Below are 23,658 nucleotides of genomic sequence, written 5' to 3'. Positions count from 1 at the left end.
CCCTATGGCTCCGTGAATATTTTTTTGAGCAGCAGCTTTCCTTGTTGAAGATAAGAATAGTTGTACTTCACCTCCTTTAACGCACGTGAGGCAGAAATTCTTCTTTCATCGCTATGAGTAATATAGTAATTGAAGCTCTCAGAGAGCTCTTTAAAGCTCTGGAAACAAATGAGATCTTCTTCTGTGATTTGGTAACCCTGAAGATGGGGATGATCTTCCACTAACTGAAATACACCGCAAGCAGAAACCTCCATAATCTTCTGAACAGAACCTGTGCAATTGATGATGATCCGTGCGCCATTATAATAGTTAGACATATCTTTCTCATGGCTTATGTCTATGAAATTTTTGATGGGCTCCCACCCGCTCCCGACGGTTAATACCTTGAGGCCATGAAATAGTTCAGAATGAGCTAAGGTGTGCAGAACACTATTCATTTGAAAATGGCCGAGGATGAGTACGTCACTGTGGTATTGGTTCTCCACACGTCTTGGATAATAGAGATCCGTGTCTGGAGCATAAGGGAGATAGCTCGAATGTTTTTCACGTAAACCCTGATAATAGATTAGATTAGCTATGTTCTGTGTAAAAATATAATCGAATAACAGTGCCAGATTACGTTCTGTTCGGGTAAGGCAGGTCGCGTCTGCCATCCATACGGCCTTTGGAGCTTTAGAAGCCTTAAGGGCAGGGATGTTCTCCTCAGGGAACAGGGCCTCTGATCCCAAGGCAAGTATCAGATCAGGCTGATATTGGGCTAAATATTCTTCTAGATTATGATGTAACTTAATGGCAAGCACTTCTTTAACCAGATGCCTTAGCTGATCTTTAAAAAGTTGTACGTTAGGCATTTTATTACTTATCTCTGAAGGGACCAGAAGCAATACTCTTAATTGCTTTAGTTCCCGTTTTAGGGGTTCCGCTCTATAAGAGTTCATCTCAAGAATGAGATTAGGCTGTTGCGATGGATGAACATGGCTGATGGTGACGTTGTGAGTTGAGGGCCTTTGAGGAGTGAGCCTATTAGCTGTCTTCTTCATAATTCCTCCTGTATTCCTTGGAGCCAGTTATTCGCTCTAGCACCTAGTCTTGCTAAACATTATATGTGTAGGGGGATCATTTGACTTTAGGTATAAGACCATTAATAAGAATCTCGTAGGAAAAAGCGGATTTAGTGAAAGATGTATATCTATCTATGACTGAGTTGGCTTGTTTAACATAAGATATACTATATAAACTGAAAGGGATGATCGCCTTGCCAACCTTTGATAATGTTCTAGTTACAGGAAGTCAGACCATTCAAAATGATCTGCATGTTAACGGGAATGAGACTATCGATTCAAATCTACATTTGAATGGTAGTCAGACTATAATGGGTAGCCTTAATGTGAACGGTAGTGAGTCTATACTTGGTCATTTGGGGGTAACCGGTGAAATTAGCGGTGCTGGCACCATTAAAACTGCTACACGTTTGATTGCTGTGAATCAGGCGTTGACACCAGTAGCAGCACCCACAAGCCTTCAACAGGTCAGATATTTCGCTGTGGGAGTTGCAGGACAGACAGGACTTGTACTAAAGGGCACGGATGGAAATGACTATGTATTATTTATCGATCTAACCGGTGGAACACCTAATATCGGGATCCAGCGAGCATAAATCTGATCACATGAATATCTTCAAGCTCTGAACAAAAAAAAAACAGCAAGTCGCCTAGGTGCAAATAGGGACTTGCTGTTTGATGTTTCTATTAGTTCTTAAAGCTGTGAATTGGAGCAGGAATCCGTCCGCCCCGGTTAATAAAGTTGGCGCAATTGAAGCCGTTAACTGCCATAACAGGCGCATATCCAAGGAGACCGCCAAATTCTACGATTTCACCTACATCCTTGCCGATGACAGGAATGACGCGAACAGCGGTTGTTTTGTTATTGACCATTCCGATAGCAGCTTCATCGGCGATGATACCAGAGATCGTCTCTTTGGTGGTACTTCCCGGTATAGCAATCATGTCCAAGCCTACTGAACATACACAGGTCATGGCTTCTAGCTTCTCAAGGGTAAGAGCACCACGTTGAACGGCTTGAATCATTCCATGGTCTTCGCTGACCGGAATGAAGGCGCCACTGAGTCCACCGACATAGGAGGAGGCCATAACGCCACCTTTTTTAACATTGTCATTTAGAATGGCTAGAGCGGCTGTTGTGCCTGGTGCGCCCGCTTCCTCCAGACCCATGACTTGAAAGATCTCTGCAATGGAGTCCCCAATTTCTGGTGTTGGAGCCAGAGATAGATCGATAATCCCAAAAGGTACGTTCAACCGTTTGGAAGCTTCCTGAGCAACTAGTTGTCCCACACGCGTAACTTTAAAGGCAGTCCGTTTAATCGTTTCACACAAGGTTTCAAAGTCCTGACCTTTAACTTCTTCTAACGCACGCTTAATTACACCTGGTCCGCTGACCCCCACATTGATGACACATTCCCGTTCTCCAACACCATGGAAGGCTCCTGCCATAAAAGGATTGTCCTCGACGGCATTGCAGAAGACCACCAGCTTAGCACAGCCGATGGAATCCCGATCCTTGGTGCGTTCCGCTGTTTGAATGATGATATCACCCATTAATTTCACAGCGTCCATATTGATTCCACTTCTAGAGGACCCAACGTTAACGGAGGAGCAGACTCTTTCAGTGACTGCCAGTGCTTCTGGGATGCTGTCGATCAGAATGCGATCACCTTTGGTGCAGCCTTTTTGCACAAGCGCAGAGAAGCCGCCAATAAAGTTAACGCCAACTTCTTTTGCAGCCTTGTCTAAAATTTCAGCAACAGGCACATACGTATCCGTCTTCACAGCTCCAGCAGCGATAGCGATAGGGGTGACAGAAATCCGCTTATTAACAATGGGTACACCGAATTGTCTTTCTAAATCTTCCCCTGTTTTGACAAGCTTTTCGGCGGATCTAGTAATCTTGTCGTATACATTTTGGTTAAAAGTTCTCATATCTGTATGAGCACAATCCATGAGGCTGATCCCCATTGTTATGGTACGCACATCCAGATTCATTTCACGGATCATCTTATTCGTCTCTTGTACTTCCACTAATGATATCATGGTCATCCTCCTAGATGCGGTGCATAATATTAAAAATATCCTCATGCTGAAGCTTGATTTCCACGCCGATTGATTCTCCGATTGAATGTAAATCCTCAACAATATCCTCAAATGCTTTGTTCGCGCTAGAAATGTCTACAATCATCATCATGTTAAAATAATCTTGTACAATCGTCTGAGAAATATCCAGAATGTTCAAATTGTGCTCGGCAAGATATGTACATACCTTAGCAATAATCCCTACTTTGTCTTTCCCTAATACAGTAATAATCCCCTTCATGCTTACAGCCTCCCTTTGTATATGGTGATTACGCCGTGTAAACGGAATGAACCATTCCAATCATTATTACAAAAGCTGAAGCAAGCTTCAACCAAAGGTTTTTTGTCAGTTTGATCATTTTTTTATGTAGACCTATGAAATTAAAGAAAATTCGATTGACAGTATATGAAAAATATGATGAAGTGAGAGATTGATACGATACTCTGAAGGAGTAAATATGACTACACAAAAATATAAAGATATGGTTGAAGAGCGGACCAAACAAACCCTCCAGGAATGGTCGGACCTGCCGGAAGTTAAAGAGAAGGACATTTATCGTTTTTTGCATAATTTGAAGGGTACGGCTGGTACTGTTGGGTTAAAAGAAGTTGAACAATTTGCCGATGCAACATTGCCCTATTTCATGGAAAGCAGTCTAAAGTGCTGGTCTATTGAAGAGTGGGGGGATTATTTGTATCCGCTTATTTCTCTGTTTGACCAAGATGAATCGGTTTCTCTAAGTTCAGTTAAGCAGTTAGACAAAAGAGGGAATGATGAAATACTCCCGCATAATGATATATTGCTTATTGATGATGATGTTGAATTAGTTGCTTATTTAAAAGAATCATTGGAGAAGCAGAATTATTATGTAAGCATTGCTTTATCTGCTGAACGGGGTCTTAAGATTTTTTATGAAAGCAAACCCGATCTGATCCTGCTGGATATTCTTTTACCAGATATCAGTGGAATTGAGGTCTTGAATCAAATTATCGGCAAAGCCAAAAAGGAACGTATTCCAATCATCATTATAAGCGGGGAATACTCCAAAGCGACGCAATTGCATGCCTATAAGCTGGGCGTGATGGACTTTTTATCGAAGCCTGTAGATATTGATATATTCATGGCTCTGATCAAAAACCGTTTTGAGCTGAAAAGGGAATGGCAGGACTCCATCATTGTGGATGAATTAACGGGTGCATTCAATCGAAAACACTTTAATCAAGTGATGAAGCAGCTAATTTGCGATTTTAAGCGTACGGAGCGAGTATTTTCTCTAGCACTGATTGATCTGGACTATTTCAAAAAAATTAATGATACATATGGTCATCTAATCGGAGACGAGGTATTACAGTCCTTATCTGAGCTTGTACAAAGTTCGATCCGTATGGAAGATACCTTTTGCCGTTTTGGTGGAGAAGAGTTTGCTGTGTTCCTGCCAAATACGGATGCGAGCTCTGCATTGACAGTGATACAACGTATACAGGAGCGATTTGCTGCAACCGATTTTTTTGCGAAGAATGAAATCTTTCATGTGACCTTTTCTAGCGGGATATCTGAGGTATCAGAAGCTGAGAATATTGCCGATAAAATTGTAGAGGAAGCAGATCAGGCGCTCTATGCCAGCAAGGATGCTGGAAGGAATCAGACAACGCTTTATAACGACCATTTATTGTCGACTAAAAAGCATTCGGTTCTTAATGTAATTATTGTGGATGATGATGCGTTAATTCGTAGAATCGTGACTCATCAGATTGACACTTGGGAGCCGGAGGATATTGCTGAGGTCAATATCAGCAGTTTTGCGAATGGACTGGATTTTTTACAATCGGATTGGTATTCCGTGGATGAGAAGTATATTATCCTGCTGGACGGTGTGATGCCGGATCTTGATGGTGTTGAGGTGCTGGAAAGAATTCGCAAGACATATCCGGAAGTGAATATATTAGTGATTATGCTGACAGGCAGAAATAATCAGGCGGATATTGTACATGCCCTGCAGATGGGCGCCGATGATTATGTAGTAAAGCCAGTCCATATGCCTGAGCTGTTGTCCCGGATGGAACGCTTGGCTCATAGATTCTTGTTCTAAAACGAAGGGGATTGTACGAATATGCAAAAGATAATGGTAGTGGATGATGAAGAAGTATTACGGATGTTAATCGAGGATACGCTGGAAGATTTAGAGAATGTTGAGATTCACACGGCGGAGAATGGATTGGAAGCACTGAATAAGCTGTCCGCGGATCATTTTGATTTGGTGATTCTGGATTATATGATGCCGGAAATGACAGGGATTGAAGTGCTCCAGCAGCTGGACGAGGAGAAAAAGAAAACTACAGCGATATTAATGTTAACGGCCAAAGCTCAAGATGTAGATCGACTTCGAGCAGTGGAAGCAGGAGCACGTTATTTTATGCCCAAACCCTTTAGTCCAATGGAACTCTTGCAGATTGTGGAGGGGATCCTAAGTGACGAAGAGAAGTAACGCTAATCACAGTATCAAAAATAGGTATTTTCGTATCATTGCGCTGGTCTTTGCTTTAATTATCATTATGGGATCGATATTTTTCTTTTTCATCAATGATGAACAGAACAAATTAAGCAGAGACCGGGAAATTCTGCAAAATAAGGCGGACACGATAACTGATTTGGCGAGTGCCTTAAATGAGGTTTTTTTCCGTGCCAGGGGATTTAGCGCTCTTAAGAGTGATAATGAATTAAAACTTCTAAATTTAGGACTAGTTAACTTTGATAAGATTCTGGATACCTATTCCAATCTCAATTTATCTCCCGAAGAGGCTCTTTTCAGGGATGGCTTAAAGGCCTTTTATGTTCAGTATAAAAATAAAACGCTGCCCGAAGCGATTCGGCTGGTCGAGGCAGATGATTATGTAGCTTTGCGTGCGCTGTCCGCAGATGGTACCACTAAATCTGTAAATGATTTTCTCTCCTATACGGAAGAGTACAAAAAACGCTCTGATGAAGCATTAAATACTATGGCTATAGATTATATCAAACAGGCAAATGAATTTACATTTATCGCATTTTTTATTAGTGCCATCATTCTGTTGTTCTTTACCTTTATGATCTGGCGGATTCTGAAGAACCTGATTGACCCTATTTTGAAGCTGGAAGGAGCAACGCATTCACTGGCTGCCGGTGAGGAAATCCTTCTGGGCAAGCTTAAGCATCAAGATGAAATTGGCCGGCTTTATAATGCATTTCTAAATATGGCCAGAAGTATTCAAGATAAAGAAGAAGAATTGATGATGCAGAATGAAGAGTTGCACGCTCAGCAGGATGAGCTTCAGGATCAGCAGTATAGGCTGCAACGGTCGCTTAGTGAAATTGAGAGCATGATGAAAGCGCTCGATCAGTCATCTGCTGTCGGTATCCTTACCGCTAAAGGTGTGTTTACTTACGCAAATGAGAACTTAAGTGAATATACCCGCTATAAAAAGTCGGAGATTATCGGCTACACATACAGACTCTTTGAACTTTATAATGTGTCTCATGATGAATTCCAAAAAATCATCAACAAATTAAGTACAGGTGGAGTATGGAGCAATGAGCTTCAGATTATAGCCAAAGACGGATTGCCGGTCTGGCTGCATCTGACGATTGTGCCTTATCTGAATGAAGAGGGTGTGATTTATCAGTACATCCTTATTGCGAACGATATCAACTCTATGAAGAGCGTGCAGCAAGAGCTTGCAGAGACGCTGAAAAATACGGAACAGACCAAAAAGATGCTTGAGCTAAATAATCAGCTGAATCATGATATTACCTACACGTTAGATAAACATGAATTTGCAGATAAGTTCATTCAATTTATGCATCATCTGTATTCATTTGATTCAAGTTTCTTCCTGCTAGTAAAAGATAAGATCGCTGCTGTTAAAGGGATTCCGCAGAAAAATGTAGAGCGTTACCTCGATAATGAGAACAATGAAATGTTATATCGTCTGAAGACAGAAAAAACCTATCTTGTTAAGCGTCTAGCTACGCAATCGGAACAAGGAATCTCTTCGAATGAAGTCTACTGTTATGACTTCTATACGACTGTTGTGAATGCAGAAGATGAGATTTTAGCTGTATTCTGCGGGACCCGGATTGGACATTCCTTCAGCAAAGAAGAGATTAATGAGGTTCAAGGGATGATGAATCGCGTAGCTCTGGCGATTGAGCGTTTATTCATGTATGAAGAGATTGAACATGGCCGAAAGCTGAACCGTGATATTGTGAATAACGTTAACGAAGGCATTCAGTTCGTGAATACAGAAGGCAAGATGCTTCAGATGAATAAGGCACTGTGCAGCATTGTGAACTATGAATGGACAGAAGGTACATTGATTCCTAGAAAAGAATGGATGGATTATTTCATCGAACGCTCGAATGAGAATGATGAACTACGGTTGTTCTTTGAGAAGGCAATCGCCGAGCATGCTCTGGAGTCCAACAGTATGCAATATTCTATCGGAACTGAATCCAAAAAGCATATTGATGTTTATGCGATTCCCGTTTTCCGACGGGAGCTTAGAATTGGTACACTTTTCGTGTATAGAGATATTACTAGGGAGTACGAGCTGGATCTTATGAAATCTGATCTTGTCAGTACGGTAAGTCATGAGCTGAGAACGCCATTGTCGAGTGTTCTAGGATTCACGGAATTGCTATTGTCCAAAACCATGAAGCCTGAGAAGCAGCTGAAGTATTTGGAGACGATTCATAAGGAAGCGAAGCGGTTGACTGAGCTGATTAATGATTTCCTGGATCTGCAAAGAATGGAATCAGGTAAGCAGCAGTATATCACGGAGCATGTGAATCTCAGCGAAATTGTGCTTGGCGTTATCGATCAATATAAACTTAGCAGCACACATCATGTGCTGCTCGTGGATGAGGCTCTTAATGCAGACGTGGATGTGGACAAGGATAAGATCGTCCAAGTTCTAACGAATCTGTTAAGTAACGCGATCAAGTTCTCGCCTTCTACCAATGAAGTGAAGGTGCTGCTGCACAATGAGCCGGGTCAAGTTATTGTGCGCATCCAGGATAATGGTCTTGGTATTCCTAAGGATCAGATAGGACAGTTATTCCAAAAGTTCAGAAGAGTGGATAACAGTGCTTCCAAAAGAATTGGCGGAACCGGACTTGGTCTTGCCATCTGTAAAGAAATTATTGAGAAACAAAAAGGAACCATAGGGATAGAATCGGTGGAGGGAGAAGGGACTACAGTTTGGTTTAGCCTCCCAATCCACCATGAGGATACAATCCAACAGCAAGATGAGCTAAATAAATGGAATGCAGATAAAGAGAGTAAGCCAAATGTAATGATTGTTGAGGATGACTATAGTCTTTCGTTACTCTTATCAGAAGAGCTTAAAGGAAAGGGCTTCCGTGTCACCCATCACTATCATCCACAGCAAGCCTTTGATCAAGCCTTAAAAACACCATTTGTTGCGATCGTGGTTGATTTGATGCTTGGGGAAGATTTGGACGGTTGGGATTTGATCCGAATGCTGAAAGATGATTCGAGAACAGAGAATATTCCTATAGTTATATCCTCTGCGCTAGATCAATCGGATAAGAACCAATTGAATGATGTGATTCAGAAGTATTTAACGAAACCTTATCCGCCTGGCGAGTTATCGAATACGCTTGAAGAGATTGTGAAGATAAAGCTGGGGGTAGGCGAGGTATTATTTCCCGAAAGTAAGAAGGATTTATAGTTTTTATTTATCACAATATTTTATAAATAGTATCACTTTTTATAATGAAACCGATCAAATCAGAGTAAATCATACTGTTTTGATCGGTTTTTCCGTACTTTATTGATATATTTTCAATAAATAACATTTTTTATGTAAAAACGACTTCATTGATCGTTTACAATTATTGTGATAGCCTGATTTTATGAGGTTCTAAAAAAGGCTCAGATCGATTCAAATGAGGTACGGATCATAACCAGATTTCATGTTTAGGAGAGGTGGATATTGTTGCAACTACAGGTAACGAATAGTCCTTTTAACGAGAACCAAGTCGAGCTTCTCAATCGTCTTCTACCATCCTTAACGGAGACACAGCAAATATGGCTCAGCGGATATTTGTCTGCGATTGCCCGTACTGCGGCAGCGGCGCCGGCGGGTGCCGAACTTCAAGTGCAATCGAATTCGATTGGGAACGCGGAGGTTGGCGCGGCTGTGACGAGTCAACCAGCAGCATCACGGGAGGTAACCATATTATTTGGTTCGCAAACTGGGAATTGCCAGAGACTGGCAGGGAGCTTGTCCCGCAAGCTGGAAGAGCAAGGATTTCAGGTCACACTCTCCGCGATGAACAGCTTTAAACCTACTGCGCTTAAAAAGGTTGAGAATCTGCTTTTACTGGTGAGTACTCATGGAGAAGGTGAACCACCAGATAATGCACGGATTTTTCATGAATTTCTTTATAGTAAAAGAGCTCCTCAATTAGAGAACCTGCGGTTTTCTGTTCTGGCTTTGGGAGATACCTCCTATGAATTTTTCTGTCAAACCGGTAAGGATTTTGATCAGCGCTTAGAGGAACTTGGCGGTCAGCGGTTAAGTCCGCGAGTAGATTGTGATCTCGATTATGATGATTCCGTAGCCCAATGGTTTGAAGGTGTAATTGGTGCATTAAATGTTAATTTGAATGCTCCGGGTATTGCTGCAAAAGCGGTTCAAGCCGCTGAGGACGCAGAATCGCAAGAACCTTTATATACCCGGAATCACCCATTTAAGGCAGAGGTGTTGGAGAATTTAAATTTGAACGGGCGCGGTTCTGATCGGGAGACTCGTCATCTGGAGCTATCGCTTGAAGGGTCTGATATACAGTTTGAACCAGGGGATGCATTGGGTGTATATCCTGAGAATCATCCTGAATTGGTGGACGCCATTATTCATACTATGGGTTGGAGTTCTAGTGATAAGGTTCCGTTTAATAAGAAAGGTGATGAAGGAGCTTTACGTGAGGCCCTTCTGCATCATTATGAAATCACCGTTTTGACAAAACCATTACTTGAGCAAGCAGCAAAGCTATCTGCCTCAAGCAAGCTGAGTGAGTTAGTTGCTCCAGACCGTGCTTCGGAGCTAAAAGAGTATATTCAAGGACGCGATCTGCTCGATTTGATCCAGGACTTCTCACCATGGGAAGGCTCAGCTAGCAGTTTTGTGACTATTTTACGGAAGCTTCCTGCACGTCTATATTCTATTGCTAGCAGTTACAAGGCTAACCCGGATGAGGTTCATCTCACCGTCAGAGCTGTACGTTATGAGGCTCACGGCCGGGAACGCTACGGTGTCTGCTCAGTGCATTGCGCCGAAAGAGTAGAGCCGGGAGATACATTGCCTATTTACATTCAGCATAATCCTAACTTTAAGCTTCCGACTAATCCGGATGCACCGATCATTATGATCGGACCGGGCACAGGCGTTGCCCCATTCCGCTCTTTCCTAGAAGAACGCGGAGAGCTTGGAGCGGAAGGGAAATCATGGCTGTTCTATGGGGATCGGCATTTCGTGACAGATTTCCTGTATCAGACAGATTGGCAGAGAATGCTAAAGGATGGCGTTCTAAGCAAGCTGGATGTGGCCTTCTCACGTGATACCGAAGAGAAAGTATACGTACAGCATCGTATCTTGCAAAAGAGTCGTGAGGTTTATGAATGGCTGCAAGAAGGTGCTCATGTCTACGTTTGCGGAGACGAGAAGTATATGGCACATGATGTTCATACTGCTTTGCTTACTGTGATTCAGAGTGAGGGCGGACTTAGCCCTGAAGCGGCAGCGGCTTATCTGGAAGATATGCAACAGACACAGCGTTACCAGCGTGATGTCTACTAATGGATAGATGGGAAGTTATCGAATGACTTCGGGGGGAGATAACAACAATGGCAAACAATGAGAAGGTTAAGCCGATCGGCGGGCCTCCAAGTGATGTTGAGCATATTAAGTCGGAGAGTAACTACCTGCGCGGTGCGTTAGTTGAGACACTAAGCAATCCGATTACGGGCGGTCTGCCTGAAGATGATAATCGTCTGCTGAAATTTCATGGAAGCTATATGCAGGATGACAGAGATCTACGCAATGAACGGGAACGTCAGAAGCTGGAGCCTGCATTCCAGTTTATGCTTCGCGTAGTAGCCCCAGGTGGAGTAGCTACACCGGAGCAATGGCTGGTGATGGATGATCTGGCACAGAAGTATGGTAACGGAACCTTACGTCTGACTACAAGACAGGCATTTCAAATGCATGGTGTTCTTAAATGGAACTTGAAGAAGACCATCCGAAGCATCAATGATACGCTAATGACGACTCTTGCAGCCTGTGGGGATGTCAACCGTAACGTAATGAGCAATCCAAATCCTTATCAATCTGAGGTGCACGCTGAAGTCTATGAATGGGCGCGAAAAGTCAGTGATCATCTGTCACCTCGCACACCTGCTTACCATGAAATTTGGCTAGACGGTGAAAAGGTAGTGGATAGTTTAGGTGATCGGGCAGAAGTTGAGCCGATCTATGGTCCGGTATATTTACCACGTAAATTCAAGATTGGTCTTGCGGTTCCCCCTTCAAATGACGTAGATGTATTCTCGCAGGATTTGGGCTTCATCGCTATTCTTGAGAACGATAAGCTGGTAGGGTTCAACGTATCGGCAGGCGGCGGTATGGGGATGACACATGGCGATACAAGTACGTATCCTCAGCTTGGCCGTATCATTGGATTTTGCCGTCCTGATCAATTGATTGATGTAGCAGAGAAGACAGTAACGATTCAGCGGGACTATGGAAATCGTTCTGTCCGTAAAAATGCACGGTTCAAGTATACGATCGACCGCCACGGTCTGGAATGGTTCGTCGATGAGCTGCATGAAAGATTAGGATGGCAGCTTGAGGCGGCGCGGGAGTACCATTTCGATCATAATGGAGACCGTTACGGCTGGGTGAAGGGTACCAATGGAAAATGGAATTTAACACTTTATATCCAAAGCGGACGGATTCATGACCAAGAAGGGTACACATTGATGACCGGACTGCGGGAAATCGCCAAAATTCATACCGGAGATTTCCGGCTTACTCCGAATCAGAATCTAACAATTGCTAACGTAACCTCTGCCAAAAAACGAAAAGTTACTGAGCTGGCTAAACAGCATGGACTTACGGATGGAGCACATCTTTCTGCATTACGACGCAGCTCCATGTCCTGTGTGGCGCTGCCAACCTGTGGGCTTGCGATGGCGGAAGCGGAACGTTATTTGCCTTCATTGATTGATAAGCTTGAGCTTGTCATTGACGAAGCAGGCCTACGTGATGAGGAAATTGTGATCCGGATGACGGGCTGTCCTAATGGATGTGCAAGACCGGCACTGGGCGAAATTTCGTTTATTGGTAAAGGACCAGGCAGATATAATATGTACTTGGGAGCTGGTTTTACAGGAGATCGCTTAAATAAGATGTATAAAGAAAACATAGATGAAAAAGAAATCCTGGAGACGCTGGAGCCTATTCTTCATCGTTATGCCAAAGAACGTCTGCATCGTGAGCATTTTGGAGATTTCGTGATCCGAGCAGGTTACGTCAAAGCGGTTACGTCAGGCCTTAATTTTCACGACTAATTCAATCTAGATTGAAGGGGTGTCCCGGAGCCTGCATTATGGCTGCTGGGATGCCTTTTTGTTAGTTGGCATTACTCAAACCCATACCATATCTAACTTTCAAGTAAAAAGGGAGTCTTTTTATAGAATTATTAATGAATTTATATTTTTTTTGCATAATGATTTGGATTTCTCGTGTTTTTCTTTCATAATATAAAGGGGAAACTAAATACAAAAGAAGAGCCATTGCCCGAGAGTGATGTGTTCTGTACAGAAGAGGCGATATTATGATTATCATGAAAACGATGGAAGAAATCGAAAAAATGCGTGCGGCGGGAAAAATTCTGGCTGAATGTCATCGTCAAATTGCGCAAATCTTACAGCCTGGAATTACTACCTGGGAGATTGATGAATTTGCTGAAAAATTTATATTGTCTCAAGGAGCGACTCCTGAGCAAAAGGGATATAACGGTTATCCATATGCAACCTGTGCATCTGTAAATGATGTAATCTGCCACGGATTTCCGAAAAAAGAGCCGCTTAAAGATGGGGATATAGTAACAATAGACATGGTAGTGAATTTAGATGGCTGGTTGGCAGATTCCGCTTGGTCGTACGGGATTGGCAATATCAGTGAACAGGCGACGAAATTATTAGACACCACAAAAGAATCTTTATTCCGCGGTATCGAGCAGGCAGTTGCAGGCAACCGGATCGGGGATGTCGCTCATGCTATTCAAGTTTACGCAGAGTCTAACGGTTTTTCTGTTGTGCGTGATTTTATTGGCCACGGAATTGGTTCAGAAATGCATGAAGCTCCAGAGGTACCACACTATGGTCCGGCTGGCAGAGGGCCTCGACTTAAAGAGGGGATGGTATTTACCATTGAACCGATGCTGAACACAGGCAGCTACAGAACAAAGATTGATGCGGATGGTTGGACTGCGCGTACCATCGACGGCGGTCTGTCAGCACAATATGAACATACGTTAGCTATCACCCCACAAGGGACCATTATCCTGACTGAATTATAATTTTGAGTTAAAAAAAGACCTGATTAGTCCCCCATCTTCACAGGATGCTACTGATCAGGTCTTTTTGTTGTTGTTCAATTAATCTGTAATGTTACGAGTATAATATTCAATGATATCTTTTCGACGAATAATTCCGATAAACACGCCCTCATTATCAATAACAGGGACGAAATTCTGATCTGCAGCGAGCGTTAGCATATCCTCCATTTCGGCATGAATGAGGACGCTTTCGTTATGGACATGCTTCTGGATTGTGCTTACTGGAACTTCCCCTATATTGTCAAAGGTTAGACCGGCTGTGTTTTTCAACTTCCACAATAGATCACCTTCCGAAAGTGTTCCTACATATTTTCCTTCATTATCAATAATAGGGATAGCCGTATAATGGTGCTGCTCTAATTGTTCTAAGGCTTCCAGCATGGATATTGAATTAGTGATATAGGCAACTTGATCTTTAGGCAACAAAAAAGAGGATATTTCCATCGGCATGAACTCCTTTGTATTGAGATTTTTTAGTTAAGCTCCTTTTATTTAAACATACTTTTTGAAAAGATATGCATTCTAAATTTTTATCACTAAAATTATAGGAAATAAGACCTATTTAGGGTTAGTCGCATTTTGTCGATTAAAGATAAGGTATATTATCCTAGAGTGGAGTTGTTTAGATGGCATTATATCGAAGGCTTTCTTTAACGGTTAAATTTGTTCTGGTAGTAAGTTTAGTTATCATCGTGATCTTTTTCTTTAGTTTGGTTGCAAATTTGCTGAATTTGCGAAGTGTGAGCATATCGAACGGTGAACTAGAGGCGGAAGTTGCTGGGCGAAGTTATGCGGAAACTATTCAGAATACTCTGATAGACATAGAGTCGGCAGCCAAGGTATTCACAGAAGTACTGGTTGAATCAAGAGAAGGTCAAAGCTTGAGTCGTGAAGAAGTTGTTTCTACAATGAAATCGATGCTTGAGAATAGACCTGAGCTTTTTGCAATTAGTACACTGTGGGAACCCAATGCCTTCGATCAAAACGATCAGGCTAATATCAATAAGACGCCATATGATGATGCTTCGGGGCGTTTTATTCCTTATGTTCTTAGAAATCAAGGTTCAATAACGGTTGAAGCCTTAAAGAATTACGATGTAGAAGGGGCGGGTGATTATTACCTTTTACCTAAAAAAGAGAAAAGACCGGTCTACATTGAACCCTATTCCTATGAGACGAGCGGTGGGGCCATAGAGATGATTTCGGTAATGCTGCCCATTTTAGACAAATCGGGTACTTTTCTTGGGACGGTAGGATTTGATGTATCATTATCAAAGCTCCAGGAGGATGCTGTTAAATATAAACCTATGGGAGGATACGTTTCTCTAATCACGGGTAACGGTAAATATGCAGCTAATCCTAATGATCCAGAAAGTGTACTTAAAGATTTTGGTGATACGGAGCAGAAAGCGGCACTCTGGAAACAAGTGAAGAATGGAGAGACGGTTCAGGGGTACACCCATAATTCCAAAGGAGAAAATGTACTCCGAATTTTTGTTCCGATTCCTATGCCGGAAAGTGATCAGGTATGGTATACGCAGACAGCGATTCCTAAAACTACAATCATGGCGGACTACGAACAAGCTAAAACAGAATCTTTTATTATCATGCTTGTTGGGATGTCGATTCTAGGAATAGTTATAGTCGTTCAATTATGGTTTATGGTGATCAAGCCACTTCGAGTGTTATCTGAGAAATTGCAGCTTATGGCTCAAGGCGATTTAACACAAACCTTGCAGATTCGAAATAATGATGAATTCGGTAAGATGTCCACACACTTTAATCAGATGACACATAAGCTTCGAGAAATGTTTGGACTTGTGGCTGATTTATCGATGTCAGTGGGAGCTACTTCCGAAGAATTAACAGCTAACGCTGAACAGACAGGGAAAGCTGCTGAACAGATCGCTGTGTCTATTGGGCGAGTAGCCGAGGGAGCACAGTTACAGAATGATTATTCGGGAGAATCTTCTCTGGCCATGAGCGATCTTAGCGTTGGAGTGCAACGTATTGCTGACTCTTCATCAGCGGTGTCTGCTTCAGCAGATGAAGTAACCGATCAAACGCAGAGAGGCAGTGCGCAGCTGCAACTGGCGGTGAGCCAGATGACAGAGCTCAAGCAATCTGTTGACGAGACCAGTCTGGCGATCGAACGATTAGGTGAAAGATCTGTCCAGATTAGCGGGATTATTGGTTTGATCTCGAGCATTAGTAAACAAACTAATCTATTGGCATTAAACGCAGCGATTGAAGCCTCCAGAGTGGGTGAGCATGGTCGTGGATTTGCTGTAGTGGCATCGGAAATACGGATGTTGGCGGATCAGACGAAACAAGCTGCCGAGCAAGTTACTGAATTAGTCGAACATGTGGTCAAAGATACAAATCAAGCCTCACAGGCTATGGCCGTTGGTAATGAGCAAGTACGTATTGGTGTGCAGAGTGTGTCTGATAGTGATCTTTTGTTTACATCGATTCTTGCTGAAATGACACAGGTTACAGATCAAATTCAGGAGGTATCTGCAGCCGCACAGCAGATGACCGCTGGTACAGAGCAAATTTCAGCTAGTGTCAAAGTATTAGCCGAACTTGCCTCAGAAGCGTCCGCGGATTCACAAAGTGTAGCCGCAGCCTCTGAGGAGCAGCTTGCTTCTATGGAAGAGATCTCTGCTTCGACGGAATCCCTTAGCTCGATGGTGCAAGATTTGCTGGACAAATTGTCTTATTTTAAAATTTAGAATGCATGTGATGTCGTGATTACAATCGGGAAACCCTGTCCTTTTCTAAAGGAACAGGGTTCTTCCATTTATTACATCATACAAAAGTGTATCTACATGACTTCAGATGTGCTATAATCAATTTATCGAAAGCAGTTACCTAGCGAATTCACATAGCGTAGAGGGTTATTCTTTAGATGACAATAACCTTGTACCATATGTGAATTTTTATTTTTTTAGAGATTTTGTAAGAGATTTTTTTGGGATAAGAATAACATGTAAATTAAAAAAAGGTGGTAATTATATTATGCAAACAGGAACAGTGAAATGGTTTAACGCAGACAAAGGCTTTGGTTTTATCGAGGTTGAAGGCGGAGAAGACGTATTCGTACATTTCAGCGCAATCACTGGCGACGGATTCAAATCTTTGGATGAAGGACAACGTGTAGAATTTAACGTAGTTCAAGGCAATCGTGGTCAACAAGCTGAGAATGTTGTAAAACTCTAAAGTTGTGAGAAAAATCCCCAAACTTATAGTTTGGGGATTTTTTTATATATAAGAAATTATAAGTTTCACACAATACTTTATGTCTTATATTTCTCGCTTAGTAGAAAGGTGGCGGATGTAAATGCAAGTGTTTGAAGACTGGAATTTAAAAGTGAAGAAGACCTTTAACGCTACAAGTAACAAGGAAGTATTGACGGTGTCTGAAGCAGGTAACTTGCTCGGTCTGTCTAAAGATCAAATGAAAAGCTATGTAGATCAGCATAAGTTAACTAAAGTTCCGATCATGAGAAGTGTTGTCAGGTATCTTTTACTGAAAAGTGAAATCGATACGATTCTGAACAAAATCTAATGACCTCAATAAACATGGTAGACCCATCCTTGCTAGGATGAGGTCTTTTTTTTGTCTAAGAAATTTCTTATAAAAAGAAACTTATCGATCCAATGATCGTCTATAATAATGGGATATTTAGGTAATGGAGGGTAGGCAAAAATAAAAAGTGATGTTCATTAATGGTGAGAAGTCGCATGTACAGAAAGGGTAATTCATCCAATGAAAAATAATCAGAGTACGCCTCCACCTGCTTCATATGCTTTAAGTAGAATCGAGAAAAAGAAGGTAAAGAAGAATAAAATCAGCAAGAAAATGAAGATATGGTATTCTTCGCTTGCGATCGTACTTATTGTTGGGTTGGGAGCTTTTATTTTCCGAAAAGAATTAATGATTTTTGGGTTTGATAATGTTGTAGCACCAACTATAGAGCACACTCTTGATGGATCTTATGTACCGTTAAAAGAAACAGAAGACGATGGAATTCAGGCAATGACAGAAAATAAAAATCGTCCTTTTTCTATCCTGCTGCTAGGCACCGATCAGCGTGGTAAAGAGAATGGACTTTCTGACTCCATTATTTATACTGTCATTCGACCTGAGGACCATAAAGCACTGCTCGTCTCTATTCCCCGTGATTCATATGCAGAAATAATTGGAGCGGAAAATATCAAAGGTGCAAGAAAAGAAACCAAGATCAATGCGGCACATTCCTACGGTGGTCCTCAGATGAGTGTAGATACTGTTAAGAATCTGTTGAATGCGCCAATTGATTATTATGCTACTATTAATTTTAACGGGCTTGTTGGCGTGACGGATGCGTTAGGGGGCGTGGTGCTTCCAATCACTAAGGTGATCGAGAATAAGAGCCCTGATCATGAGAAATTAAGAATTGAGCCGAACAAACCGATCTATTCCGGTAAGGAAGCTTTAATGTATGTAAGATATCGAGAAGACTCTGACTTTAAGCGAACAGAGCGACAACGGATTTTCCTAAAAGCTGCGCTTGATCGGATGAAGAGAATCGATAATATTCTTAATATCCAGAACATTATCGAAATTGCTGGCAGTAACTTTAAAACCAATATGAAGTCAGATTTTATTCTGGATTTGGCTAAGAAGGTAATTCTAGAAGGTGGAACCCCTGAAATAACGAGTCATATGCTGCAAGGGGAAGGAAAACATACGGATCAATGGTATTATATACTCGATGAAAATGATGTAAAGCGTACCCATGAGATGATCGAGATTTGGCTGAATCCAGAATCTACTGAGGCTGATCTCATAACTGCTTCAAAGGATGAAGCTGCATAATCTTTTTGTCAGACTATTTTATATTCACATGGAGGTTAGCTTCTATGGCAGTAAGAACAAAAGAGCAGATGCTATTCGAATTTAAATCCCTTATTCCATTCGTAGAATCTTTAGAAGAGGTGCCAGATAAACATTGGAATATGCCTATAGCGACTGGGAAATGGACCGTAAAGGATATTTTATGTCATCTTATGCTTTGGGATAAGTATTTCTATGAAGGTGCTATAAAGAAGATTCTTTTGAAGGAACCGTTAACAACGAAACATCTGGATTTTAACGAGTTTAATGCTAACGCTATGGAGTATGCCAAAATGTTATCTAAACAAACATTGATTGAACAATTTCTGCTCTACAGAACTAGGATTATAGATGCAGTATCAGGATTAACTGATGAAGAATGCGATATGGAATATAAGGATGGAGACCGGAAAAAATTCAGTGTTCGTAAGTATTTAAGAAGTTTTATTCCACACGATAAGCATCATAAAAAACAGATTGAACAATTTCTTAAATACATACAGCAAGGTTAAACGCTTGTCATACATGGCTTAAGCTTTAGCACGGTTTCGAACGATTTTCATGGATTGGCGAATGAGCATTGGGCCGAACATGCTGCCAGCGTATGCGGCTATGAAAGAATGGAAAGGGAATTTAATCGCAAAGTAAAAGACCGATCCGGCGACAAAATCAAAAATGATATATTTCTTGATATCAGATAATGGAATCGTTACGATTATAACAGATTGCTTGTTTCTCAAGTGGTGACCTCCTATTGATAATGCAGCTTATAAATCCACTGTTCATTCTATTTTGAGAACAAGATGTCCCATTCGAAAAATTTAGAGCGGGATTTGCAATGTGAATATTTGGGGATGGAGATGTGATGTGAGGGATGGAGCAGAAGAAAATCATTGTTTTTTTGGATAGTGGAGATACGATCGTGGATGAATCCACGGAGATTAGAGACGAGGACGGAATCGTGCTTACAGCGGATCTTATTCCAGGTGCGGATGTCATGATCAGATCTTTGCATGAGAAGGGCTATACATTGGCGTTGGTCGCTGACGGGGACACGCAATCATTCAAGAACGTATTTACTCAGCATGGGCTTCATGAATATTTTACGGCCATGATTATCTCAGAGAATATTAAGGCGGTTAAGCCTAGCTCTCGAATGTTCAAAGCCGCTATCGGCGCTCTTGATTTATCTGAAGCAGACTTTTCACGCACTGTCATGGTAGGAAATAACTTAAGTCGTGATATGAAGGGGGCGAATGCGCTCGGCATTACGAGTATTTTTCAAAGCTGGACGACGCGTTATCCACACACCCCTGCCGATGAATCCGAACAACCAGACTATACGATCAGTGAGCCGATTGAATTGATAGAGCTAATCGACAAGCTCAATGAGGAACTACATACAGTAATAACGGCATAGAAGCGTAAAGGGTGAAGGCTCGAATGGACAATCAGGATCATCAAAAAGAGCGGAAACCGCTATTGTATATACAGACTGCAAATCATGTGATGGAAGAAATCCGGAAGAGAAAGCTTCAGCCACATGATCTCGTCCCATCTGAAGGGGAGATTGCCAAGTTGTACGGGGTCAGCCGCATGACGGCGAAGCTAGCTCTGCAGATCTTGGAGAAAAAAGGGATCGTTTATCGCCATGCCCGTCGTGGCACATTCGTATCTGCTGATTATCAAGCACATTCTGAGGAACTGGTGCTAAAGGCAATCGAGGAGAAGAAACCGATGCGAAGGATTGCATTGGTAATTCCTAACATAGACGATTATATCGGGAGAATCATTGCTTCCGTTGAAAAAGAAGCGCGTGAAGCGGATTGTCATTTACTCATTCGAATGACTGCGGATAAGGAAGACGAAAGTATATGCTTGCAAGAACTGTACGATGATCAAGTAGAGGGTATTATTTTTTATCCGCGTGGGAGTGCGCAGTGCAGTGAGAAAGTGTTAGAGCTTAGTCTACTTAACTACCCTCTAGTGATTATCGATCGTATCTTTCGAGAGGTGCAGCTTGATTGTGTTTACCATGATCATTACCATGGGGCTTATAAGACCACCCAGTATTTGATTGAAAAAGGTCATCAGGAAATCGGATATATTTCAATGCCATTTGACGGTGTGACGAGTAGAGAAGATCGGTATAGAGGTTATCTTCAAGCGATGCTGGATCATGATCTGCCGGTAAACAGCCGTAGTTTATATTTGAATTGCTTAGAAGAGTATATGCATCAGTTGAATACACCAAATGTGCAGTTAGCGTCGTTCTTAGGTAAAAATTCGATGCTATCGGCAGTGGTATGCGCAGACGACTATATCGCTACATCGTGCTTGTACACGGCTATTTCCATGCAATTATGGGTTCCGGATCAATTATCCATCATGGGATTCACAGATATTCAATTGGCGAGCTTGCTGCCGGTTCCATTAACTACCGCGAGACAAGCGACAGAGAAACTCGGACAAGCTGCTGTACAACGAGTTGTTAAACGAATGCAGAATTCACGTGAAGGTGCACTAACGATTAAAATCGATACCACCATCGTCGAGCGGAGCTCCGTTCGAGCCTACGGCGTTGATTGATTTAGGTGTTAATTACCATTGAAGCTCTTTCCTCCACTATTTCGGTGGAGGAAAGAGCTTTTTTATATCAGTGATATAGATATTATTCAATGAAATTATCATATAATTCTAGCTTGTTCGATTGTATAGATCAGTGACATATATTAGTCTGAAAATAGATTATTCCGAATTTCAGTTTTCAATAAGCGATAACCTAACGGAGGCAGGGTGGGAAAATGAATAACACTAAGAAGGTCCATGTTGTATTTAAAACACATTTGGATATCGGATTCACGAATATGGCTGCGCATGTGTTAAGACAATACATGGAGGAATATATACCGAAAGCGATTGCTTTGGCTGATATACTTGTAGCTGAAGGGGGCCGCACACAATTTGTATGGACAACCGGCTCCTGGCTGATTCGTTATTATTTAGATCATGCACCTGCTTCGGAAAAAGAAGCGATGGAGCAGGCGATCCGTAAGGGACATATTGTGTGGCATGGATTACCGTTCACAACCCATACTGAACTGATGGATATGGAGCTTTTCCGATATGGACTATCGATTAGCCAAGCGCTTGACCAACATTTTGGAAAACAAACGATAGCCGCCAAAATGACAGATGTGCCTGGTCACACACTATCCATGGTTCCATACATGTACAAAGCAGGTATTCAGTATATGCATCTCGGAGTAAATCCAGCTTCTATGCGTCCTGATGTACCCAAGCTGTTTCGATGGCAGGCGGAGGATGGCAGTGAACTGATTGTGAACTATGCCGGAAGCTACGGTGAGCCGGTAGAGGTCGAAGGGATCGACGATATATTGCTATTTGCGCATACGGGTGACAATTGTGGTCCGCCAAGCGCTGAGGAAATCGAGGAGCAATTCCGTGAAATCCAAGAACGATACCCTGACGCTGAGATTATAGCATCTTCACTGGATGCATTCGCGAGAAGTCTTTTGAAGGTTCGCGAACAACTTCCGGTAGTATGTGAAGAAATCGGTGATACTTGGATTCATGGTGCAGGTACGGATCCGCGAAAGCTTGCCAAGCTTCGGGAGCTTCAGCGTTTAAGAAGTAAATGGCTGTCCGAAGGAAGCTTAGACGAGCATAGTGATGCCTATAAAGGGATGAGCGATGCTATGTTGTTGGTAGTAGAGCATACATGGGGATTAGACGTAAAGAAGTGGCTTCCTGACTTTCGGAACTATGCGAAAACAGATTTTAATGCGGCTAGAATCAAAGACGTAATTGATGTAGATGAGATCCCGGCGAAATTCAATTATATAGGTGCCTTTGCTATGGATGAATTCGATAAGCATTCTAGTGGCTTATTTGCATCTGAGCAGAGCGTCCGAACATATTCGATGATCGAACGTTCTTGGGCTGAGCAACGGGGCTATCTGGATCAGGCCGTCGCATGCCTGAATGAAGATAAACAAGCGGAGGCAAAGGAAGCATTCGGTAGATTAGAACCTGCTAGGAGAGATTTATCCGCTGATGCTAAGCAGGCTGGTGTCCAAGAAGTATATGCGGTTGAAGGTTATAAATTGTCCTTTGGTGTGAACGGCGCACTTATTCATTTATCGGATGCCAATGGAAAAGTATGGATTGATGAAAGCCATCCCTTCGGCGTTTATACCTATGAGACATTTGGAACGGAGGACTACGCCAGATACTTCCGCACCTATATGCAAAATTTAGGCTTGACCCACCAATGGTCCGATGCTGACTTTAACAAGCCTGGATTTGAATTCGTTCGACCATTGCCTAGTCATCAACTTTATGAGCCCTTCGTGACTGATATGAAGCGAATAAACAGTAACCAATTCCTGCTTCGTTTACGCATGCCAACACAAGCGCATGAAGGGTATGGCGCTCCGAAGGAACTCGAAATAATGTATGATTTTGAGCATGAAGGTATGGTTGACGTATCACTGCAATGGTTTGGGAAAGATGCCAACCGTCTTCCGGAAGCAAGTTGGTTCGGATGTGCATTGAATGTCGATAATCCTAATCTTTGGATGATGGAGAAGATGGGCTTGCCAGTCTCACCTTTGCGTGTAGTGAAGGACGGGAATCGTAATCTTCATGCCATTGGACGTGGCGTTAGTTATCAGGGTGCAGATGGGAGCGCCTTTATCGAAACCAAGGATGCGGCTTTGGCTGCACCGGGTCAAAAAAGACTGCTGCAATTCGATAATTCTTTTGTCTCCTTAGATAAAGGATGGCATTTTAATTTGCACAACAATATCTGGGGCACGAAATTCCCTATGTGGTACGGTGAAGATGCAGTATTTCGTTTTCGTCTAAATTTGCAATCGAACCGTAAGTAAAATAATAGAAGTATACTTGTGACTGAAATGCAT

20 protein-coding genes are annotated in these 23,658 nt (G+C 42.2%); 15 read left to right on the top strand and 5 right to left on the bottom strand.

All coding sequences use genetic code 11. The features are described from left to right. Nucleotides 1-2: 2 nt before the first annotated feature. A complete protein-coding gene (locus NST74_RS19620; RefSeq protein ID WP_341113973.1) occupies nucleotides 3-1,040 on the bottom strand; it encodes a glycosyltransferase family protein in 1,038 nt (345 codons plus the stop codon). Between the two features lie 206 nt (nucleotides 1,041-1,246). Here NST74_RS19620 and NST74_RS19615 point away from each other — a divergent pair, with 206 nt between their 5' ends. Continuing rightward, complete coding sequence (locus tag NST74_RS19615; protein WP_231573830.1) at nucleotides 1,247-1,657, top strand: hypothetical protein; 411 nt, start codon at nucleotides 1,247-1,249, stop codon at nucleotides 1,655-1,657. Between the two features lie 91 nt (nucleotides 1,658-1,748). Here the strand turns inward: NST74_RS19615 and NST74_RS19610 are convergent, their stop codons facing one another. Together NST74_RS19610 and NST74_RS19605 are read right to left on the bottom strand one after the other, a co-directional pair. Beyond that, complete coding sequence (locus tag NST74_RS19610) at nucleotides 1,749-3,104, bottom strand: PFL family protein (RefSeq protein ID WP_245237908.1); 1,356 nt, start codon at nucleotides 3,102-3,104, stop codon at nucleotides 1,749-1,751. A 13-nt stretch (nucleotides 3,105-3,117) separates the two neighbouring features. Continuing rightward, nucleotides 3,118-3,387 (bottom strand): ACT domain-containing protein, encoded by a 270-nt coding sequence (locus NST74_RS19605; RefSeq protein ID WP_042129386.1) that lies wholly within the window; start codon nucleotides 3,385-3,387, stop codon nucleotides 3,118-3,120. A gap of 217 nt (nucleotides 3,388-3,604) precedes the next feature. Here NST74_RS19605 and NST74_RS19600 point away from each other — a divergent pair, with 217 nt between their 5' ends. The 6 genes from NST74_RS19600 to map all read left to right on the top strand — a co-directional run bounded on the left by NST74_RS19600 (nucleotide 3,605) and on the right by map (nucleotide 13,791). Further along, nucleotides 3,605-5,236 (top strand): diguanylate cyclase, encoded by a 1,632-nt coding sequence (locus NST74_RS19600; RefSeq protein ID WP_341113971.1) that lies wholly within the window; start codon nucleotides 3,605-3,607, stop codon nucleotides 5,234-5,236. Nucleotides 5,237-5,257: 21 nt separating this feature from the next. Further along, complete coding sequence (locus NST74_RS19595; protein WP_042129381.1) at nucleotides 5,258-5,632, top strand: response regulator transcription factor; 375 nt, start codon at nucleotides 5,258-5,260, stop codon at nucleotides 5,630-5,632. Then, nucleotides 5,616-8,876 carry an ATP-binding protein gene (locus NST74_RS19590; RefSeq protein WP_341113970.1) on the top strand — a complete coding sequence of 1,087 codons (3,261 nt, stop codon included), beginning with the start codon at nucleotides 5,616-5,618 and terminating at the stop codon, nucleotides 8,874-8,876. The genes NST74_RS19595 and NST74_RS19590 overlap by 17 nt, the downstream gene beginning before the upstream one ends. A 267-nt stretch (nucleotides 8,877-9,143) precedes the next feature. Further along, complete coding sequence (locus NST74_RS19585) at nucleotides 9,144-11,006, top strand: assimilatory sulfite reductase (NADPH) flavoprotein subunit (protein WP_341115935.1); 1,863 nt, start codon at nucleotides 9,144-9,146, stop codon at nucleotides 11,004-11,006. Between the two features lie 47 nt (nucleotides 11,007-11,053). Beyond that, on the top strand, nucleotides 11,054-12,778 hold the full coding sequence (gene cysI, locus NST74_RS19580) for an assimilatory sulfite reductase (NADPH) hemoprotein subunit (RefSeq protein WP_341113968.1): 1,725 nt from the start codon (nucleotides 11,054-11,056) through the stop codon (nucleotides 12,776-12,778). Between the two features lie 266 nt (nucleotides 12,779-13,044). Then, complete coding sequence (gene map / locus NST74_RS19575) at nucleotides 13,045-13,791, top strand: type I methionyl aminopeptidase (protein WP_042129378.1); 747 nt, start codon at nucleotides 13,045-13,047, stop codon at nucleotides 13,789-13,791. A 78-nt stretch (nucleotides 13,792-13,869) separates the two neighbouring features. On the opposite strand, the gene NST74_RS19570 is transcribed toward map, so the two are convergent. Then, nucleotides 13,870-14,274, bottom strand: a complete 405-nt coding sequence (locus NST74_RS19570; protein ID WP_042129376.1) for a CBS domain-containing protein — start codon at nucleotides 14,272-14,274, stop codon at nucleotides 13,870-13,872. A gap of 182 nt (nucleotides 14,275-14,456) precedes the next feature. On the opposite strand from NST74_RS19570, the gene NST74_RS19565 reads away from it, so the two are divergent. The 5 genes from NST74_RS19565 (at nucleotide 14,457) to NST74_RS19545 (ending at nucleotide 19,224) form a co-directional block, all read left to right on the top strand. Next, nucleotides 14,457-16,565 carry a methyl-accepting chemotaxis protein gene (locus NST74_RS19565; RefSeq protein WP_341113967.1) on the top strand — a complete coding sequence of 703 codons (2,109 nt, stop codon included), beginning with the start codon at nucleotides 14,457-14,459 and terminating at the stop codon, nucleotides 16,563-16,565. A gap of 286 nt (nucleotides 16,566-16,851) precedes the next feature. Then, the gene (locus NST74_RS19560; protein ID WP_036685790.1) at nucleotides 16,852-17,052 is read left to right on the top strand and encodes a cold-shock protein; all 201 of its coding nucleotides are present in this window, start codon (nucleotides 16,852-16,854) and stop codon (nucleotides 17,050-17,052) included. 121 nt (nucleotides 17,053-17,173) lie between these two features. After that, nucleotides 17,174-17,401: a helix-turn-helix domain-containing protein gene (locus NST74_RS19555; protein ID WP_042129374.1), complete on the top strand. Its 228-nt coding sequence runs from the start codon at nucleotides 17,174-17,176 to the stop codon at nucleotides 17,399-17,401. A 201-nt stretch (nucleotides 17,402-17,602) separates the two neighbouring features. After that, nucleotides 17,603-18,694 (top strand): LCP family protein, encoded by a 1,092-nt coding sequence (locus NST74_RS19550; RefSeq protein ID WP_341113965.1) that lies wholly within the window; start codon nucleotides 17,603-17,605, stop codon nucleotides 18,692-18,694. Between the two features lie 44 nt (nucleotides 18,695-18,738). Then, a complete protein-coding gene (locus tag NST74_RS19545) occupies nucleotides 18,739-19,224 on the top strand; it encodes a DinB family protein (protein ID WP_341113964.1) in 486 nt (161 codons plus the stop codon). 18 nt (nucleotides 19,225-19,242) lie between these two features. Here NST74_RS19545 and NST74_RS19540 read toward each other — a convergent pair whose 3' ends face one another. Next, nucleotides 19,243-19,452, bottom strand: a complete 210-nt coding sequence (locus NST74_RS19540; RefSeq protein ID WP_339287359.1) for a hypothetical protein — start codon at nucleotides 19,450-19,452, stop codon at nucleotides 19,243-19,245. Between the two features lie 134 nt (nucleotides 19,453-19,586). On the opposite strand from NST74_RS19540, the gene NST74_RS19535 reads away from it, so the two are divergent. From NST74_RS19535 to NST74_RS19525, 3 genes are all read left to right on the top strand, one after another. Beyond that, nucleotides 19,587-20,132 (top strand): HAD family hydrolase, encoded by a 546-nt coding sequence (locus NST74_RS19535; protein WP_341113963.1) that lies wholly within the window; start codon nucleotides 19,587-19,589, stop codon nucleotides 20,130-20,132. A 23-nt stretch (nucleotides 20,133-20,155) separates the two neighbouring features. Next, entirely contained in the window at nucleotides 20,156-21,301 is a 1,146-nt protein-coding gene (locus tag NST74_RS19530; protein WP_341113961.1) for a GntR family transcriptional regulator, read from the top strand. 215 nt (nucleotides 21,302-21,516) lie between these two features. Next, nucleotides 21,517-23,625, top strand: a complete 2,109-nt coding sequence (locus NST74_RS19525) for a DUF5054 domain-containing protein (RefSeq protein ID WP_341113960.1) — start codon at nucleotides 21,517-21,519, stop codon at nucleotides 23,623-23,625. The last annotated feature ends 33 nt before the right edge of the window (nucleotides 23,626-23,658 follow it).

The sequence above is a fragment of the Paenibacillus sp. FSL F4-0125 genome (assembly GCF_038008565.1).
Taxonomy (GTDB): Bacteria; Bacillota; Bacilli; order Paenibacillales; family Paenibacillaceae; genus Paenibacillus_AQ.
Note: the sequence above shows the minus strand (reverse complement) of the source record. Positions and strands in the feature narration are given on the sequence as shown.